Origin of the sequence: Lentzea sp. NPDC102401 (genome assembly GCF_044765805.1) — a bacterium.
GTDB lineage: Bacteria > Actinomycetota > Actinomycetes > Mycobacteriales > Pseudonocardiaceae > Lentzea > Lentzea sokolovensis.
Genome location: NZ_JBIWKS010000002.1, coordinates 116,194 through 133,736 on the forward strand (window position 1 = coordinate 116,194; position 17,543 = coordinate 133,736).

At 69.7% G+C, this 17,543-nt stretch carries 14 protein-coding genes; 8 read left to right on the top strand and 6 right to left on the bottom strand.

Annotated elements, in window-relative coordinates:
* The first annotated feature begins 15 nt into the window (after window positions 1–15).
* The 3 genes from ACIRG5_RS06595 to ACIRG5_RS06605 are packed head-to-tail and all read left to right on the top strand — an operon-like array spanning window position 16 to window position 4,362.
* A complete protein-coding gene (locus tag ACIRG5_RS06595; protein ID WP_402901198.1) occupies window positions 16–984 on the top strand; it encodes an AAA family ATPase in 969 nt (322 codons plus the stop codon).
* Between the two features lies 1 nt (window position 985).
* Complete coding sequence (locus tag ACIRG5_RS06600) at window positions 986–2,134, top strand: DUF58 domain-containing protein (protein ID WP_402901200.1); 1,149 nt, start codon at window positions 986–988, stop codon at window positions 2,132–2,134.
* The gene (locus ACIRG5_RS06605; protein WP_402901203.1) at window positions 2,131–4,362 is read left to right on the top strand and encodes a transglutaminase-like domain-containing protein; all 2,232 of its coding nucleotides are present in this window, start codon (window positions 2,131–2,133) and stop codon (window positions 4,360–4,362) included. The genes ACIRG5_RS06600 and ACIRG5_RS06605 overlap by 4 nt, the downstream gene beginning before the upstream one ends.
* Window positions 4,363–4,369: 7 nt before the next feature.
* Here the strand turns inward: ACIRG5_RS06605 and ACIRG5_RS06610 are convergent, their stop codons facing one another.
* Window positions 4,370–4,954, bottom strand: a complete 585-nt coding sequence (locus ACIRG5_RS06610; RefSeq protein ID WP_402901206.1) for a hypothetical protein — start codon at window positions 4,952–4,954, stop codon at window positions 4,370–4,372.
* A 74-nt stretch (window positions 4,955–5,028) separates the two neighbouring features.
* Between ACIRG5_RS06610 and ACIRG5_RS06615 the strand changes: the two genes are divergently transcribed.
* A complete protein-coding gene (locus ACIRG5_RS06615; protein ID WP_402901209.1) occupies window positions 5,029–5,394 on the top strand; it encodes a hypothetical protein in 366 nt (121 codons plus the stop codon).
* Window positions 5,395–5,412: 18 nt separating this feature from the next.
* Window positions 5,413–6,195: an RNA-guided endonuclease InsQ/TnpB family protein gene (locus ACIRG5_RS06620; protein ID WP_402901212.1), complete on the top strand. Its 783-nt coding sequence runs from the start codon at window positions 5,413–5,415 to the stop codon at window positions 6,193–6,195.
* Window positions 6,196–6,316: 121 nt separating this feature from the next.
* Here ACIRG5_RS06620 and ACIRG5_RS06625 read toward each other — a convergent pair whose 3' ends face one another.
* The gene (locus ACIRG5_RS06625; RefSeq protein WP_402901215.1) at window positions 6,317–7,258 is read right to left on the bottom strand and encodes a DUF6461 domain-containing protein; all 942 of its coding nucleotides are present in this window, start codon (window positions 7,256–7,258) and stop codon (window positions 6,317–6,319) included.
* A gap of 204 nt (window positions 7,259–7,462) precedes the next feature.
* On the opposite strand from ACIRG5_RS06625, the gene ACIRG5_RS06630 reads away from it, so the two are divergent.
* The 3 genes from ACIRG5_RS06630 to ACIRG5_RS06640 are packed head-to-tail and all read left to right on the top strand — an operon-like array spanning window position 7,463 to window position 11,495.
* Entirely contained in the window at window positions 7,463–8,281 is an 819-nt protein-coding gene (locus ACIRG5_RS06630; protein WP_402901217.1) for a hypothetical protein, read from the top strand.
* The gene (locus ACIRG5_RS06635) at window positions 8,278–9,198 is read left to right on the top strand and encodes a hypothetical protein (RefSeq protein WP_402901220.1); all 921 of its coding nucleotides are present in this window, start codon (window positions 8,278–8,280) and stop codon (window positions 9,196–9,198) included. The genes ACIRG5_RS06630 and ACIRG5_RS06635 overlap by 4 nt, the downstream gene beginning before the upstream one ends.
* Window positions 9,199–9,242: 44 nt before the next feature.
* The gene (locus ACIRG5_RS06640) at window positions 9,243–11,495 is read left to right on the top strand and encodes a hypothetical protein (RefSeq protein ID WP_402901222.1); all 2,253 of its coding nucleotides are present in this window, start codon (window positions 9,243–9,245) and stop codon (window positions 11,493–11,495) included.
* Here ACIRG5_RS06640 and ACIRG5_RS06645 read toward each other — a convergent pair.
* The 4 genes from ACIRG5_RS06645 to fxsA are packed head-to-tail and all read right to left on the bottom strand — an operon-like array spanning window position 11,434 to window position 17,398.
* On the bottom strand, window positions 11,434–12,564 hold the full coding sequence (locus ACIRG5_RS06645) for a hypothetical protein (protein WP_402901224.1): 1,131 nt from the start codon (window positions 12,562–12,564) through the stop codon (window positions 11,434–11,436). The genes ACIRG5_RS06640 and ACIRG5_RS06645 overlap by 62 nt on opposite strands.
* Window positions 12,564–13,541 carry a hypothetical protein gene (locus tag ACIRG5_RS06650; protein ID WP_402901226.1) on the bottom strand — a complete coding sequence of 326 codons (978 nt, stop codon included), beginning with the start codon at window positions 13,539–13,541 and terminating at the stop codon, window positions 12,564–12,566. The genes ACIRG5_RS06645 and ACIRG5_RS06650 overlap by 1 nt, the downstream gene beginning before the upstream one ends.
* A 14-nt stretch (window positions 13,542–13,555) precedes the next feature.
* Window positions 13,556–17,200: an FxSxx-COOH system tetratricopeptide repeat protein gene (fxsT, locus tag ACIRG5_RS06655; protein WP_402901228.1), complete on the bottom strand. Its 3,645-nt coding sequence runs from the start codon at window positions 17,198–17,200 to the stop codon at window positions 13,556–13,558.
* 24 nt (window positions 17,201–17,224) lie between these two features.
* The gene (fxsA, locus tag ACIRG5_RS06660; protein ID WP_402901231.1) at window positions 17,225–17,398 is read right to left on the bottom strand and encodes an FxSxx-COOH cyclophane-containing RiPP peptide; all 174 of its coding nucleotides are present in this window, start codon (window positions 17,396–17,398) and stop codon (window positions 17,225–17,227) included.
* Between the last annotated feature and the right edge of the window lie 145 nt (window positions 17,399–17,543).

Here is a 17,543-nt window from a genome sequence, read left to right on the forward strand (position 1 = left end):
GCGAAGGAATGAATCATGACCGCCACTCCTGAACAGGCTCGGCTGTTCGCGCAGACTTTCGAGCAGATGGTGCTGAACATCTCCCGTGCCATTTCCGGCAAGGAGCACGTGATCCGTCTCGCGCTCACCTGTCTGCTTTCCGACGGCCACCTGCTGCTGGAGGACTACCCCGGCACGGGAAAGACCTCGCTGGCCAAGGCGCTCGCGAACACGGTGCAGGGCAAGAGCACCCGCATCCAGTTCACGCCGGACCTGCTGCCGTCGGACGTCACCGGCGTGCAGATCTACGACCAGCAGCGCGCGGTGTTCCGCTTCCACCCCGGCCCGATCTTCGGCTCGATCGTGCTCGCGGACGAGATCAACCGCGCGTCGCCGAAGACGCAGTCGGCGTTGCTGGAGGTGATGGAGGAGGGGCGGATCACCGTCGACGGCGAGACGCACCCGGTCGGGTCGCCGTTCATGGTGATCGCGACGCAGAACCCGATCGAGCAGGCCGGCACCTATCGGTTGCCGGAGGCACAGCTCGACCGGTTCCTGATGAAGACCAGCGTCGGCTACCCGGACCACAACGCCACGGTGGCGCTGCTGGCGGACGCGGCGACGCGGGACAGGTCGGTGAACGTGCCCGCCGCCATCGCCGCGAACGCGGTGTCGCAGCTGACCGCGCTGGCGGACCTCGTGCACGTCGATCCGGCCGTGCTCGGGTACGTCAGCCGGATCGCCGAGGCGTCGCGGGCGCATCCCGCTGTGCGGCTTGGAGTCTCGGTGCGCGGCTGCCTCGCGTACGTGCGGTGCGCGAAGACGTGGGCGCTCGCGCAAGGTCGCAGTCACGTGGTGCCCGACGACATCCAGGAACTCGCGCATCCCGTGCTGGGGCACCGGATCCTGCTGCACCCGGAGGCGCAGTTCGACGGCGCGACAGTCGAGAAGGTGATCGACTCGCTGTTCGCGGACATCGAGCCGCCCGTCCGGCGAGGTGTCTGACGTGGGGCGGCTGCTGGAGGTCGTCTCCCCGTCCGGGCGACTGCTCGCCGTGGTCGCGGTCGGGACGTGGATTCTCGGCGCCGTGCTCGGCTGGGACGAGTTCGTGCTGCTCGGCGCCACGGGTGTGCTGCTGCTGGCACTGGTGTGCGGGCTGACGCTGGGCCGTGGCGCGGTCCGAGTCCGGGGCGACGTCACCAAGCGCCGCCTGCAGCCCGACGAGTCCACGCGGTGCGCGGTCGAGGTCGAGCACCACGGCCGGAGGTCGTTGTTCGCGCCCGAGGTCGAGCTTCCGATCGGCAAGGATCGCGTCGAGGTGTTCGACCGCGGCCGGGAGATCGAGATCGCCGGACTGAAGCGCGGCGTGATCGCGGTCGGTCCCGCGACGACGGTGCGCGGTGACCCGCTCGGGCTGGTGCGGCGGACGGTCGGGATGACGGAGGTCGTCGAACTGTTCGTGCACCCGCTGACCGTGCCGCTCGCGCCACTGGGCACCGGGCTGCTGCGCGACCTGGAAGGCTGCACCACCAACGACGTCTCGATGAGCGACCTGGCCTTCCACGCCCTGCGCGAGTACGCGCCGGGCGACGACCGGCGGCACATCCACTGGCGTTCCACGGCGAAGCTTGCAGCGTCCACTCAGGACGGACGGTTTCTGGTGCGGCAGTATCTCGACACGCGGCGGGCGCACATCGTCGTGATCGTCGACGGCGCGGAACAGTCCTATTCGGACTCCGAGGTGTTCGAGATGGCGTTGTCGGCCGGTGCCTCCGTCGTGAAGCGCGCCGCCGCGGACGAGATCGACACCACCGTGGTCGCGGCGGGGCACGTCTCCGGCCGTGGCGGCGGACAGCACGTGCTGGACGTGTTCGCCCGCGCCGAACTCGGCGGTCTCGGCCTCGCCGGAGCCGCCACCCGCGCGGTGGCCGCGGCACCGGACGCCACCCTGGTCGTGCTCATCACGAGCGCGCGGCACAGCTACGCGGACCTGCGGGTCGCGGCGTCCGCGTTCTCTCCGGAGGTGCGCAAGGTCGTGCTGCGGGTGGACCCGGCCGAACACACCAGACGAGCGGCGAGCACCTCCTTCACCGTGCTCACGTTGCGGCAGCTCGGCGATCTGCCGGGACTGCTGGCGGGAGGGACCCTGCTGTGACCGGACTCGTGCCCCGCCGCGACGACCTCGTCGACGCCGCCTTCCTGAGCGCGTTGTTCGTGGTGGCGTTGCTGGGTTTCCGCACCACCTACACCGGCTGGGGCTTCCTGCTCGCCGGTGGCGCCGGACTGGTGCTCGGCGTTCTCGCCGGGCACGTGGCCTCCGCGCTGCGGCGCCCGATGATCGCCGTCGCCGCGATGACGGTCGCGGTGTTCTTCCTCCTCGGCGGCGCGGTGGCGATGCGCGGCAGCGGCGGAGTGCCGACCCCGGACACGCTCGCGGAACTGGCCGACATCGGCGTCCACGGCTGGAAGCAGTTGCTCACGACGCTGCCGCCGGTCGACGGCACCGGCCCGTTGCTGGTGCTGCCGTACATCCTCGGTCTGCTCTGCGGCTCGGGCGGGTTCACGCTGGCCCGCCGGGTGAAGCTCAGCGCGGCCCCGATCGGCGCGCCGCTCGCCGTGCTCGCCGCGGTGATCCTGCTCGGCACCGGAGAGGCGGCCGGGGTGCTGGGCGCGGCCTTCGCGGCGGCCGGCACGGGCTGGCTCGCGGTGCGGGCGGCACGGCATCGCACCGGGGCGCGCGTCCGCGGGATGCGATCGGTGACCGCCGTCGTGCTGGTGGGCGCCGCCGCGGGCCTGGCGTTGCTGGTCGCGCCGGTGCTGCCCGGCACCGGCAGCGCGGACCGGCTGGTGCTGCGCAACTACGTGGAGCCGCCGTTCGAGATCGGCGCGTACGCGAGCCCGTTGGTCGGCTATCGCAAGCACACCAAGGACGCCAACCAGCTGTGGGACCAGACGCTCTTCACCGTGCAGGGCCTGCCGGAGGGCGAACGCGTCCGGATCGCCACGCTCGACGGCTACGACGGCCGGGTTTGGGGCGCGACCAACGATCCGTCCGGCATCGCCGGTCCGTTGCAGCGCAACAACTTCCAACGCGTCGGCGCGCGTATCCCCGTCATCGGCTCCGGGGCCGAGGCGGACGTGACGATCAGGATCGAGGCGGCCTACGCGACGGCGGACGAGCTGAGCGCGTGGCTGCCGACGGCCGGGCGCGCGCGGGAGATCGCGTTCGCCGGTGAGCGGAAGGCCGGTCACACCGAGAACCTGCGCTACAACCTCGCGACCGCGTCCGGCATCGTCGCCGACCGGCTGCACGAAGGCGACACCTACGCGTTGCGCACAGTCCTTGCGGCCCAGGGAATCCCGGACGACGCCCAGCCGTTCGGACGGCCCTCGGTGCGTACCGGTGACCTTGCTTTCGTACGCAGCAAGGTCTCGAAGTGGGCCGGCGACGCGACGACGATCGCCGGGCGGCTGAAGGCGGCCGCCGCGTACCTGCGGGACAACGGCGCCTACACCGACGGCGGTCCCGGCGAGACGGAATACCTGCCGGGACACAGCACTTCCAGACTCACGGCGTTCTTCAACGCTAAGCGACCGGCGGGCAACGACGAGCAGTACGCCGCCGCGTACGCGTTGGTGGCCAACGAGATCGGCATGCCGGCCCGCGTCGTGCTGGGCGCGCTGCCCGGCTCCGGCGGGGTGGTGCGCGGCGAGAACGTGCAGGCGTGGGTGGAGATCCACCTCGCGGACGGCACGTGGGCTGTCGTCCCGAACACCGAGTACATGCCCGACCGGTCGAAGAAGCCGGATCACCAGCCACCGCAGGAGATCGAGAACACCGACGCCTCGGTCGTGCCGCCGCCGAACACCGTGAAGATGCCCAGCTCGCTCGTCGACGCGAGCCGTGCGGACGCGGCCGGCGTCGGCACCGGCCCGATCGACCAGCCGTTCCTGCCGCCGTGGCTCAGAGATCTCCTGATCACCCTCGGCACGGTGCTGCTCCCGATCGGCGCGCTGATCGGCCTGCTCGTCGGGGTGAAGTCCCTGCGACGCCACCGAAGGCGGACGCGCGGGAGTCCGGTGACGAGGTTCGCCACCGGCTGGCGCGAGGTCGTCGACCACGCCCGCGACCTCGGGGCGACGGTGCCCCGGGGACTGACCCGGCGCCAGCAGGCGGCCGTGCTGGCCCGGTTCGACCTACGCGGTCTCGCCGTGCACGCGGACGACCACGTGTTCGGCCCCGGCACACCGGACCAGGCCGCCGTGGACGCGTACTGGGCGGCCGTGCGGGAGACCAGGAACCGGATGCGCGCGACGGTGCCGCGCTGGCGGCGCTGGCTCGCGGCACTGGACCTGCGGACGTTCCTGCCCAGGTACGAGTGATCCGCCGTCATCGCGCGGTGAGCGTCACCTGCCAGTCGCCCGTGGTGCGTTCGGGGATCACCGTGATCTTGACCTGCTGTCCCTCGGACAGCAGGAGTCCGTGTCCCGTCGTCCCGTCGTCCAGTCGCCGGGCAAGGTCTGAGTGCCGCCCACGGGAGTAGGACCAGTTCGAGTAGTCGACGAGCTCGACGCCGTCGATGAGAATCCGGATCCTGCCGGGCGTGTTCATCACCGCGTGCAGCACGTTGTCGCCAGGCCAGGCGGCGGTGATCTCCTGGCGTCCTGCCGGGTCCGCCGGGTCGGCCCGCACCTCGATCGTCGGCTCTCCGAAGAGCGGCCGGACCGTCTCCAACGTCTGCGGGCGCGGCGGGAACGGATACTCGCTCACCGGCACCGGCTCACCGACACCGAGGGCGAACGAGCCGTTCTCCGGGGAGGGCGACACCGGCGGTGGGCGGGAGGGGCCGGGGCCCTGCTTGCCGTCGATGGTCAGGGTGATGACGGTCGGCTGTCTGGGCACGACGCCCAGGGCGCCCCAGTCGGTTTTCGACGCGCCACCGCAGGTGTTGCGGTCAGTGTGTGCAGGCTGCATTCGATGCGGTGAACCTTGCGAATGTCCGGTTTCGGCCCCATTGAGGTGCCGCGGACCGATGTACGGTCGCCTTCGTGAAGGTCGTTGTGCAGGTGAAGCTGCTGCCGGACGCCGTGCAGGTGTCCGCGTTGGCGGCGACTCTGCACGGCTGCAACGAGTCCGCGGACTGGGTGTCGCGGATCGCGTTCGAGCATGGGGTGTTCCGTGAGTACGCGTTGCGCAAGCACACCTATGCGGAACTGAAGGTCCGCGGGTTGGGTGCGCAGGCCGCTCAGCACGTCATCAAGAAAGTCGCGGACGCCTACGCGGCGCTGCACGCGACCGTCCGGGCCGGGAATCTGGGCAGGCCTGGTTCGAAGCGCCGGGTGAAGGCCGGGTCGAAGCCGATCGCGTTCCGGCCGGCTGCGGCGCAGCCGTTCGACGACCGGTGCCTGTCGTGAAACCACGACGCGGGCACCGTGTCGATCTGGACCACGGCGGGCCGGATGAGGAACGTGCGGTTCGCTGGTTCTCCAGAGCAGCTCAAGACCTTGCGTGAGTATCGCAAGGGCGAGAGTGATCTGGTGCACCGCGACGGTATGTGGTTGCTGATCGCGACCTGTGAGGTGCCGGAGGAGCCGTTGTTCGAGCCGGTCGACTGGCTCGGTGTGGACCGGGGCATCGTGAACCTCGCGACCACCAGCGACGCGGACAACGTCCAGGGCCGCGGGCTGGGCCGCTACCGGCGCTGGCACGCCCGCGTGCGCGCCGAGTTGCAGGCTAAACGTACGAAGTCGGCGACGCGGCGGCTGAAGAAGCGGGCGCGTCGCGAGCAGCGGCACGCGACGCACGTGAACCACAGGGTCGCCAAGCAGTTGGTGGCTGTTGCCGAACGCACCGGTCGCGGGATCGCGCTCGAAGACTTGAGCGGTATCCGCGACCGGGTCACGGTTGCCCGGCACCAGCGAGCCACCCACAGCTCCTGGCCGTTCCATCAGCTCGAAGCACACGTGCGCTACAAAGCCCGCCGCGCCGGCGTGCCCGTGCTCGTCGTGGACGCGCGCTACACCTCGCAGATGTGCCCGCGCTGCAAGTACACATCTCGTTCCAACCGTCCCGACAGGGACACCTTCTGCTGTCGCCGGTGCGGTCTCGCTGGACCCGCCGACGTCGTCGCCGCCGTGAACGTCCGAAACCGGGCACGGTCGGCGTGGGTACACGTCAACGCACCCGAACCCACCGCCGCACAGTCGACGGGTTGATGCGGCCCGCACGCCACACCCAGTGGCGCACGGAGAACGCGACTCGGCTTGAAGGTCCGAGCATCACGCTCGACCCCTCAGGGCCAAGAAGTTGACGTCCGGCATTCGTTCTCCTCGGCGGTCAGGCCAGATCTGCGCGGAACGCGGCGGCCAGGGCCTGGGTCAGGTGGCCGAAGCGGAAGCCGCGAGAACGTTCCTCGTCGCTCATACGGCTCTTCTCGAGGTTGAGCGACCAACTCGCCCTGCGCGCCAGCGTCGACCACTCGCGCACGTGCCGGCCCAGGTCGCTGTCCGGCGGGACGACGACGGGCTCGCCGCGCTCGGCGGCTGCCAGTGCGGCGGCGAGGCCCGGTGCGCCGCCCACGCTCAGTTCGGCGACGAGCCCGGTGGCCGTGGCGAGGGCGTCCTCGACGTCGGACGGCCTGGTGCGGCTGAACCAGTGGTCGAAGTGCATGCTGGGCAGGGGTGCGGTGATCTGCTCGTAGGTGGGGAGGACTCCGGTGACCAGGCCGGTCAGCCGCAGGGCGTGGGCCATCACGTCCTCGTAGCGGTACAGCCAGGACTCCTCGTCCTCGTCTTCGTCGTCCTCGTCGTCGACCGTGTCGGGGTCGAAGCCTGCCTCGCGGATCAGCGGGAGCAGGCGGTCCGGGTCCGTGCCGCCGCGCTCGTCGGGCCAGTTGAGGTTGAACGACGTCGCGACCGTGCCGTCGACGGCGTGGGTGAAGCTCGGCGAGGCGTAGTCGTGTCGCACGATCGCGACGGCCTCGGTGCCCCGCGAGAGCGCGTCCACCAGGTGTGTCAACCAGAAGCTGTTCGGCTGGACCAGGACCGTCCACTCGCCCAGCGCGAGCGCCGAGGCCACTTCCGGGTAACCGTTCTCGTAGTCGTGCAGGTCGGCGATCTGTGCGGGCGTTCGGTACGCCAACGTGTCTTCCAGGCCGCCGATACGGCACAACGCGTCCAGCGGGGCGACGTCGCGGACGAACGCGAGTCCGAAGATCTCGCTCAGGAAAGCCGGATCTCCGTGTCCGGCGTCTGCCCAGGACAGGTCGTACTGCTGCATGTGGGTCCCCCAGATCAGTTGACGAGCCGTCGCCCCCAGTTACTTCGGTAGTCCGTTCGGGGTCAATTGACGGTCTCTTCAAGGCGAACCTATCGAATTTGCGTGGAAACACGTACACGATCGGTGTCGCGGCGTTACGCGGGTGGAAGCGGGAACGACATGCGAGGCGTGTGCGCTGACGATTGCTGGACGTGGGGAGGTCGCATGGCCGGCCGGTCGACACTCCTCATCCTGCTCTTTCTGCTGGCCGGATGTGCTTCCGCCCCAACGGTTTCCGATGCCGCCGCGGTCTACTGCGCCGCCAGGGGACGGCAGTCGGAAACGCTGGAGGCCGCAGCCTCGTTGAAACTCGTTGATTCCACGTCTTTTGGAAATCGGGTGGTGGTGGGCGGCAAAACGCTCTCGTTCGACGAATGGCGTGATCAGCGCCGTGCGGATTTCGTCAAGGCCTGCAACGCTCTCGCGGAACCGGTGATGAAGCCCGCGTCGCCGAGTTCCACACCCGGCTGGCTGTCCACACTTCTCACGGTGGTGACGAGTCTCGTCTCCGCGTTGGTGGGTGCCTGGCTGGCCTGGTTCACCGCGAACCGGCGGGAGGACCGCGCGCGGGGCAAGCAGCAGGCGGTCTCGTTGCGCACGGCCGGCAACGAGTTCGTGGCCGCCGTGCGCGAGTACTGCGAGGTTCAGCTCAAAGGCAGCGCCGACGGCAGCCCTCCGTCGGCCACGGAACTGTGGCGCAAGCGCGACGTGCTCGCCAACCAGATCGCGGTGACGGCGTTGCTGTGGCCGGACTGGACGGCGCCGAAAGTGTTGCGAGGCGAGGTCATGGCGTTCGGCGGCGACGTGGCGAGCGGCTGGCGGTTCGACCGGAACCGGACCGAGCTGCGACCCCGTGCCGATGAACTGAACGCGGCGGCCGCGAAGCTCGACGGCCGGGTCGAGGTGCTCGCCCGCGCCCTGGAACGGCCCGCTGACGCGGAGAAGCTGTTCGCGCCCGAGTTCGCCGAGGGGGCGCGCGCGTGAACCCCTACCTCGTTCCGCTCGGCGGCGACGGCCCCGGCCCGCTCCGTCCCCACGACGATCCGACGCACGAGGACTTCTACGTACCGGTCGATCACACCCTGGCCGCGTTCGATCAGTTCAAGGCCTCGATCGGGGACGCGGCGAAGATCCGGGACAAGGGAAGGCTCGTGGTGGCGCTCGGCTGGGACGGGTGCGGCAAGAGTTCGTTGCTGAACCGGTGCGCCACCCATCTGAAGTCCGTTCTGCGGCAGGATGACGGCCAATGCCTGGTGTTGTCGTTCACGGACGCCTGCCGCGACAGCGATTCCGTCGAGGAACGGGAGAAAGCGGTCTACCAGTGTCTGATCGACGAGCTGGACGACCGCGGCATGCTCGCGCAGAAACATCGGGAGAAACTGGAGGAGTACGCGCCCAAGCTCAAATACCGCTACCTGGCCAACCGCGTGCTGGGTGACACCGCGGTGGTGATTCTTCTGCCCCGCATCGAACTCGAACAGGAAGTCGAGAGCTACGCGCATTGGACGCACCGCAACCTCGTGTTCCTCGCGGAGAGTCGCCAGGTCGAGGCGGTGCGGGCGCACTGGCCGAAGATCAAGAGCGCGAGCGCCGAACAGGGAACGGTCCCGATCCAGCTGGAGGTCGGCAAACTGGAGCCGGAAGACGGCTGGGCGTTCGTGCAGGCGCGCAACGGTCATCGAACGGATGGCGATGATTACCCGTTCGTGTCAAGGGAAACGATACGCGCCGTGATCGCGGCGAAAGAGTTCTCGATCGGTGAGCTGCACAATCTCCTCTTCCGGTTGTTCGAGGAGATTCTGGCTGAACGTGCGAATTCGGGTCCGTTAGGCTGCGGCCTGACGGGCGAGGTGACCTACAGCACCATCACTGATTTCTACTTCAGGCGGGGAACGACGTGATGAGCGAGCATCCGGGTCCAGCCCCCAGCGACAATCCGTTTCTCATGGCCGCCGTCGCGAAGCCACGCGAGTTCTCCGGCGGCACGGTCTCGATCCCCACGCCGTCCATCACCGAGGCCATCAGCATCGTCGACAGCTTCCTGCGGCCGTCCACGCTGCCCGCCGGCACCGTGATCGCCATCGTCGGCGAGTACGGCACGGGCAAGAGCCACCTCATCGGCGCGGTGCTGCACCACGCCCTGAGCGCGCCGGAGGATCGGCGCCCGAGGGTCGCGTTCCTCGAGGCGAGGCCGGCGACGTTCGTCGACCTCTACAAGCAGCTCATCGGCACGGAGTTGCGTCGCGACGACGTCTGCGCGCGGGTGCGCGAGCTCTACGCGGACGTGCTCGCCGACGCGCTGGGGGAGTCCGAGCTCACCGCCGAGATCGCGGTCCGGTTGCGCCGGGGGGAGGTCGACCCCGTCGAGGTCTCCGACCGGCTGAACCTCATGGGCAGCAAGTACCTCGCGCGCCTGCGGGAACGGCTGGAGGTGGTCACCCGCAACCGCGCGTTCGGCATCGTGCTTCCGTTGCTGCTGCGGCACGACTTCGCCGACGCCGCCTGGGAGTGGTTGTCCGGCCACCACCCGGATCCGGTGCTGGCCGACCGCGGCGTCGACACCCCGATCGCCACGGAGGAGCTCGCGCTGGAGGCGATGGGCGTCATCGCCCTGCTCTACAGCACGCGCAGGAAGAAGTTCGTGCTGGCGATCGACGAGATGAACAAAGTCGTGTCGGCCACCCGGAAACCGAGCGAGAACGCCGTCGACGCGTTCGAGAAGCTGATCAAGGTGTTCGCCGGCGCGCAGGCACTGCTGGTGCTCGCCGGCCTGCCCGACTACCTCGACGAACTGGGCGGCACGGTGCAGCAACGCATCGGTCGCACGATCCTGATCTCGCCGCTGACCTCCGAGAACGCCATCGAGTACATCCGGCAGAGCCAGGAGGCGATCGGCCGCGGCCGGGTGCTGCACCCGTTCACCGAGGACACCGTGCGGTACCTGGTGAAGCTCACCGACGGCAACGCCCGCCGCATCATCAGGCTGTGCAGCCATCTCTACCGCCACGCGATGGACCTGAGCCCGCGCGACCCGGACAGGGCGCTGGTCACCGAGGCCATGGTGCGCAAGGTGGCCAGGGAGCAGGCGGGCGCGCGCAGCACCGACCACGTTCGCAACGAGATCCGCCAGGTGCTGGCCGCGCTCGGCCTGAGCTACGAACGCGATCACTGGATGGACCCGCAGACCGACTCGCGCGCCGACTACTGGGTGCCCTACGGCGACGAGGACGGCGCCGGCTGTGCCCTGGTGCTCACCGACGCCGTGCTGACCCAGGGCGACTGCGACGCGCTCGTCAGCAGGGCGACGTACCTGCAGACAGCCGCCGAGCAACGGCAGGTGCTGCTCGTCGTCGTCGGCCTGCTGAACGCCGACTTCGTGTCCGAGCTGAGTGAGGCGTTCAGCGAGGAACCGATCTCCTACGACCACTGGACCTTCACCGAAACGCTGTCGTCGGTGCTGGAACGGCAGCTGCGGACGCTCGACCGCGACGACACGCTCGTGCTGGGCGAGGAACGGTTCCGGCGCCTGGGCAGACAGCAGGCCAACACCCAGCGGATGCTCGAACAGGCGCTGAAGACGTTGACGGCCATGCGTTCCTCCTCGGAACGCTCGCTCGGCCAGATCCAGCGCGAGCTCACCGAGCTCAGCACCGCGGACCGGGCGGCACACCCCGGCGCCGAGTCTCCGCCGTTGCGCCTGCCTCCCCCGGTGATGATGCTGTTCACCAGGGCTCAGTCCTTCTTGGACGGACTGGACCAGGTCGACGCGACGCTGCGGACGATGTTCGCCGCCGCGTCCGGCGACTCCGCGAACGCCATCGACGCGCGGGTCGCGGTGCGCGGGCAGCTGCGGTCGCCGCACCTGTTCTCGGCCGTGGGGGTGGGCGCGATGCTGCGCACGTTGCTGATCACGTTCCGGGACAGCGTCAACGAGTGGTACCGCTCGTACGTGCCGAGTTCGTCCGGCGATCCGTACCCGGCGGACAAGGACCGGCTGAGCGCCCTGTGCCGCGCGTACGACACGGTCTACGAGTACGTCCCGTTCTACCGGCTCGAGGATCTCGACGGGTTCAGCCCGCAACTGGTCGACGGGAACGTGCCGCTGCCGCCCCAGTTCGGTGAGGCGCAGGAGGTGTTCAACCTTCTGAGCGGCCAAGTCCAGGCGGCCGTGCTCGAGTCGGTCGCGGAGAGCCGCTGAACCGGCGCAGCAGCGCGTCGCTGTGGTTCTCGCAGAACCCGGTGAACACGCCGTGCAAGGTGTTGATCACCAGAATGGCCGGTGCCACCACGGCCGCGGTGCCGGGGAAGTCCGGTTCCAGCAACAGGACCAGGATGATCGCGGTGATCCCGTTCTGCTGCGCGAACGCGATGTAGGTGCGGTCCCTGCGCGCCAGCCCACCCGTGATCACGAGTCCCACCAGCACCTGTGCGCCGAACGCGGCCAGCCCCAGCACAATCCCTTGGGGCACCAGGACTCCGCCGACGAGCAGGAACCCCAGCAGCACCGAGGCCGTCAGGACGGCCACCTGCGTGATCCGGTCGAGCAGGGCCGCGATCGGTGGCCGGGCCACCAGGCCGACGATCGCCACGCCGAGCATCAGGAACTGCCACACGCCGACCGCGAGCACGGCGGCCACGAGCACCACTTGCGCAACCAACCGCACACGTTCCGGCTTGATCCTCGACAGCAGCCACCACAGGGCGAGACCGGCGGCGGCGAGCAGGAGGTTCGCGATCACGTTGGTGCCGAAGGAGAACAGCCCGTCCTGCGCCAGCGCGCCGCCCGTCACACCCTGCGCCCGCAACGCCAGCGCGGAGAGGTAGATGGTGAGCAGCATGGTGATCGGGTCGTCGAACGCTGCCCACGCCGCCAGCACGCTCTTGGCCCGCTTCGACAACCGGGACGACCCCATCGCCGCCGCCGTGGACAGCGGGTCGATCTGCGCGACCGCGATCCCCAGCACCAGATACGCGGGGGAGGAGAACGCGAGCCACATGACCGTCGCGATCAGCGCCGCCTTCACCAGCACGCCGAGGGTCACCGCGGTGACGACGATGCGCAGGTGTCGGCGGACGTCCGCGATGTCGATGCCGAACGTGCTGTTGTACAGACCGATCGCGAGCAACGCCGTGGCCGCGGTGAAGTACCAGCCGGACGAGGGGAGATCGTCCAGGCCGGTGCCGCGCGCCAGCGCCCAGCCGATGCCCACGGCCACCAGGAGCAGCAGCAGGCGCCGCATCGTCGCGCTGAACGCGCCGGTCGTCATCACAAGGACCGGACGGTGACGCCCAGCCTGGCGATCTTGTCGTCGGACGGGGAGACCTCGTTCTGGTCGAGCGTGACGCCGACGAGGTACTGGCGTGCCCGCACGCGCAGGTAGTAGATCGCGCCCTGCTCGACGTCCAGCACCGCGCGTTCCAGCCTGCCGCCCAGCGACTCGCGGCACATCCGGCCGAACTGCGTGACGATCGACGGCAGCCTGCCGCCCAGCGCGTCGTAGAACCGCCTCCGTTGCGCCACGCTGATGCTCTTGTTGAAGAACCGGCGCACCTTGGGATCCTCGAACACGTCGACGGTGAACACCGGTTCGTCGTCGACCCACCACGACACGAGGTGCAGGTCGCGCGGATCGACGACCTTCTGGCACTGCTCGGGAACCGGGCCGCCGAGGTCGCCGGAGGTGTGCACCGCACCAGGTGGCGCGGTGGGCACCAGAGCGGGATCGGCGTCCGCGTCGGGCATTCGTTCGGTGAGCCAGCCGCCCAGGTTCAGGGCCTGCCTGCTCAGCCTGAGCCGCAACGAGTTCGCCACCTCGGTGGTGCGCCTGTCCGCGTTCCTCACCGGCGGAACCTCGCTCCACGTCACCGGTTCCGGCTGCTCTTCGTTGCGGATGAACGCGATCACGTGCTGGTCGGGCACCACCGAGTCGCAGTACACCGCGCCGGTCGCCGCCTGGAGCACCACCCTGATCAACGAGCCGGTGCGCACCGGGAGCAGCTCGCGCTCCAGTTCGCTCACGAAGGTGCTGAGGCGGCGAGCGGTCCGCACGTACTCGTCGCGGTGGCACTCCGGATGGTCCGGGCGGCGGCCCAGCAGGTCGACGGCGATGTCCATCTGCCCGTCCGTGTAGTGCCCGAGATGGCACAACAGATGGTCGTCGGTCATCGCCTCGTGCATCGTTTCCACGACGTCGTCCCACGTGGCGTCGACGTGCGGCCCTTTGTGCACGTGTGGTCCAGTCACTCCGACCGCCTCCTTCACATCTCCGGTACGTCGAGCACTACGCATTGCCATTCGTCCGCGGACACGTCCAGGTTCGCCGCCGCCGTCCTCGTCGTCGGATGTGCCGTCCCGAGGTACTCCACGCAGTCGTCGTGGATCTCGCCGAGCAGGTGCCGGCCGAGGTCGGTGTCCGAGGTCCGCCCGAGCACCACGGCGTGCGCGAGGCGTCCGGCCAGCGCCCACGGGTGCACGTCGCCGAGCCTGGTGACCAGTCCGCCGCGGGCCTCCTTGACCGACATCAGCGCTATCTCCGGGGCGTTTCCCAGCCAGTGCTGGAAGATCGCGTGGTCGAGCTGGCACATGAGTGAGAACGCGTGGAACGGGCCGGTGCGTTGCCAGTAGCCGTTCAGGCAGTCGAGAGCCTGGCCGACCGCGACGTCGAACTCGCCCACCGCGAAGTGGTCGGCGGCGAAGCTGAGCTTGCACGCCCTCGTGTCGGGGTGGTCCTCGCCGAACGTCTGCCGGTACTCGGTCAGCACCTCCCACGACATGGCCTTCGCGGTGGCGCTGTCTCCCCTGCGCCGCTGGATGATCGCCTGGTTCCACTTGATCCGCAGCAGGTGCCGGGGCGCCCCCGGCAGCTGCGCCACCCGTTGCTTGGCCGTCTGGAGCTCGTTCCACGCCTCGTCGTAGCGACCCAGCTCCCGCAGGTAGGTGCCGATGCTGCACGCCGACCACCAGACGTCGAGGTGGTCGGGCCCGAGCACGTCGCGCCTGCGGTCCCTGTTGGCGCTCTGCACCTCCAGCGCCTGGCCGGGCTCACCCGCGAGGAACAGCGACTGCGCCAGGTTGTTGGTCGCCCGCAACGTGTCCGGGTGGTTCTCGCCCAGCACCCGGCGAAGTCCCCGGACGGTCGCCTGTTCCTCGACGAGCGCTTCGGTGAACAGGCCGAGGACCCGTCGCCCGTGCGCCACACCGCGTGCGGTGCGCAACGTCCTGGGGTGTTCGCGGCCGAGGATCCGGCGCTGGTCCGCGAGCAGGTTCTCGTCCACCGTGAGCGCGTCGATCGGCCGGTTGAGGGACCGGTGGAGGTTGCCGAGGTGGAACCGCAACCGCATGCGCAGCCCCGGTGCGTCCTCCTCCGGCCAGTTCTCCAGCAACTGCTCGCACAACGACGTCGCGAACAGCCACGCCTCGTGGTCGCGTTCGCGGAGGAAGTAGCCCATCTGACTGGTCAGCCAGCGCCGCACCTGCGGGGAGTCCGACGACGGGGCGCCGCTCGGCACGATGTGCCTGCTCAGCTCCTGAAGCTCACCGGCGTACGCCTGGTCGAGCTCGCTCTCCGACGGCGCGGTCACGGCGAGACCTTCCTGCACGGCCGTGCGGATGGCGGCGCGTTCCTCGTCGGACGCGAGCGCGGTGATGTACGCGAGGAGCAGCGGGTGCGCGGCCACCGTGGCCGGCTGTCGCCACGAGACGTGGAACATCCCGTAGCAAACGCCGTGCCACAGCATGCCGTCGAGCTCGACGTCGTCCAGCGCGTCGGACACCGCCGCGAGCAGGGAGACCTTGTGCAGCAGGGAAAGCGCGATGCCGTCAGGGGAGAGGAACGAGCACACCCTGGCGACCCTCAGCACCGAGCGCCCGAGCTCGCTCCGTTCCAGGGTGTTCACGGTCACCTGGACCGTGCGGGGAATGGCCGGGCCCTCGCCGAGCGCGTCCGATATCGCGCAGAACTCCTGTGCCGCACGGATCTCGGCGTTCTGGCGGGAGTCGGTCTGCTGCCTCGCCTGCCACGCGGCCCGCAAGATCCACGCCCGCGCGAGCCGCAACGCGAGTGGCTGGTGCGCGGTGCGGTCCGCGACCTCGCGAAGGTCTGCCTCCCCGACGTCGTTGAGGGAGTTGCGCAGGTACTCGATGCTGTCGTCAGGCGTGAACGGGCCGAGGGTGACCGCGTCCACGGGACTCGACCGCGAGGTGACGACGACGTGGCCGCGGCCGCGGGTGGGCACCAGTCCGTCGAGCACTCCCGGCTCGTCCGCGCCGTCGTAGACGAGCAGCCAGCGCCTGTTCTCGCCGGCTCGCCCGAGCAGGTCCAGCACCTTCTGGGTGACCTGGTTCTCCGCCGGGACGCCGAGCGCGCGCGCCAGCCTCGCCAGGCTCGCCGTGATCGTCATGCGGTCGGCGGCGGGGATCCACCAGACGTGCTCGTAGTCGAACTCGAACCGGTGGGCGTACTCCTTCACCAGTTCGCTCTTGCCCACGCCGGCGGCCCCGGTGAGCCACCACGTGCGCGGCGTGTCCGGCCAGGAGAGGTCGTCGCGCATCGCCTCCAGCTCGGCACCCCGTCCGGCGAACAGGGCGAGCCTGGGCGGCAGAGTGGCCTGGTTCCTGCTGACGGCGCCGGGAAAGCGCGTGCCCGGGCCCGGCGGGCCCGCCACGAACGAGAGCGCCTCGAGGACTCGGGTGCGGGAGGTGCTCTCGTCCTGGCCGGCCAGAGGCACGTGCGTCGCCGACGCCAGCTCGGGCGGCAGATCGGTGTCGTCGACGGTGATCGCGATCGTCCGACCGGTCGCCGTCGTCGGCGGCAGCGGGTGTTGTGAACATATGCGTACGAGCGTGGTGCCGGGAACCTCCGCGCTGCCGACCACCTCGGCCCCGGCGGCGATCAGCTGGGCGCGCACCCAGTCCGCCCACGGACGGTCCCGCGGCGCCCACTCCAGCGCGACGAGGGTGGGCAGCAGGCCGACGCTGCGCCGGTAGCTCTCCAGCAGGTCCACCGTGAGCGTGCGCGGTGTTCCGGCCGCCTTGCCGCCGATGGCCGTGACGAGCCGCTGGTACGCCTCCTGCTGCGCGGCGTCATCGCGGGCCAGCACGGCGAGCGTCCTCGAGGGAGAACCGTCGTCGTGCGGCGGGACGCCCGCTATCTCGGCGGACATCGTCCTGCCGAACTCGTCCGTCTCGTGCGTGAGCAACGAGTGGAACGCCGCGCCGACCAGGGTGAGCGTGCGTTCGGCCTTGTCCCTGTCCATCTCGTCGTGGCGCACCGGCACGGCGAGCACCCGGATGCCGACCGGGGCGGCGTCCCACACCTCGCCCGCGAACCACGCGGCCTGCCGGACGCTGCTGCTCTGCGGCTCGAAGCAGAGCACGACGACGTCGCACAGGCGCGCCATCTTGGCGGCCAGGTCGGGGGACAGCGGCGCGGGGGAGTCGATCAGCACGTGGTCGTAGATCGAACGCTGGATGCCCGCCCGCAGCGTCTCGACCTCGCCGAGATCGCGGTCGCCCGGATCGAACCCGCGCACCGGCGTGCCCGGATCGGGGGAGGCGAGGACGTCGATGCGCCCGAGCCCGCCCGGCAGCTCGTAGCGCCGCGCCTCCATCCGCGGGTACACCTTCTCGTCGAAGAGCAGGTGCCGCGCGGGCGTGCTGAACCTCGTGTCGTCCAGGACCTCGTCGAGCAGTTCCGCGACGCTCAGCGTGCGGGTCTGGAACGGCTGGAGGTAGTCGTGCACGTGCGGGGCGTCGCTGCCCCAGTCCGCGATCGCCACGCGCCTGCCCGCCGCGGCGAGCGTCCACGCGACGTTCGCGACCACCTCGGTGCGCCAGGCGCCGTTCGTCGGCGACGTGAACGCGACGATCCTCGGTTTGCCGGGCGGTGGTCGGTCGTCGGTCATCCTCGCTCCACGGGTGAGCTGTCGTCAGATCGTGTTCTGGAAGGCCGCGTAGTGGTCGATGTTCGACGCGTTTTCCCGCAGCACCCGGTGCAGAGATCTGGTCAGAACCGACGAGGGCAGTGTGTCGAGCTGATCAAAATCCACCCCGCTCAGATCGACCAGATCCGACTTCAGGCTGGCGTCGTGCTGCTCCATCATGCGTCCGGCACCGTCCCATCTCCGCCCCTTTGCGGTGCCACACAATAGTAGAGTCTTGGAGTGGCCTTGACGTGTTAGCGGACGGCACAATCTAATTGGGTGGATTCTTCACTCCGACGAGTTTGGTGTCCGGCATTATCGAGGG

What these genes read in the sequence shown, in the direction of transcription:
- ACIRG5_RS06595 (WP_402901198.1), top strand. Translation starts at nt 16, where the DNA reads ATGACCGCCACTCCTGAACAGGCTCGGCTGTTCGCGCAGACTTTCGAG.
- ACIRG5_RS06610 (WP_402901206.1), bottom strand. Translation starts at nt 4,954, where the DNA reads ATGCAGCCTGCACACACTGACCGCAACACCTGCGGTGGCGCGTCGAAA.
- ACIRG5_RS06625 (WP_402901215.1), bottom strand. Translation starts at nt 7,258, where the DNA reads ATGCAGCAGTACGACCTGTCCTGGGCAGACGCCGGACACGGAGATCCG.
- ACIRG5_RS06630 (WP_402901217.1), top strand. Translation starts at nt 7,463, where the DNA reads ATGGCCGGCCGGTCGACACTCCTCATCCTGCTCTTTCTGCTGGCCGGA.
- ACIRG5_RS06640 (WP_402901222.1), top strand. Translation starts at nt 9,243, where the DNA reads ATGGCCGCCGTCGCGAAGCCACGCGAGTTCTCCGGCGGCACGGTCTCG.
- ACIRG5_RS06645 (WP_402901224.1), bottom strand. Translation starts at nt 12,564, where the DNA reads ATGACGACCGGCGCGTTCAGCGCGACGATGCGGCGCCTGCTGCTGCTC.
- fxsT (WP_402901228.1), bottom strand. Translation starts at nt 17,200, where the DNA reads ATGACCGACGACCGACCACCGCCCGGCAAACCGAGGATCGTCGCGTTC.
- fxsA (WP_402901231.1), bottom strand. Translation starts at nt 17,398, where the DNA reads ATGATGGAGCAGCACGACGCCAGCCTGAAGTCGGATCTGGTCGATCTG.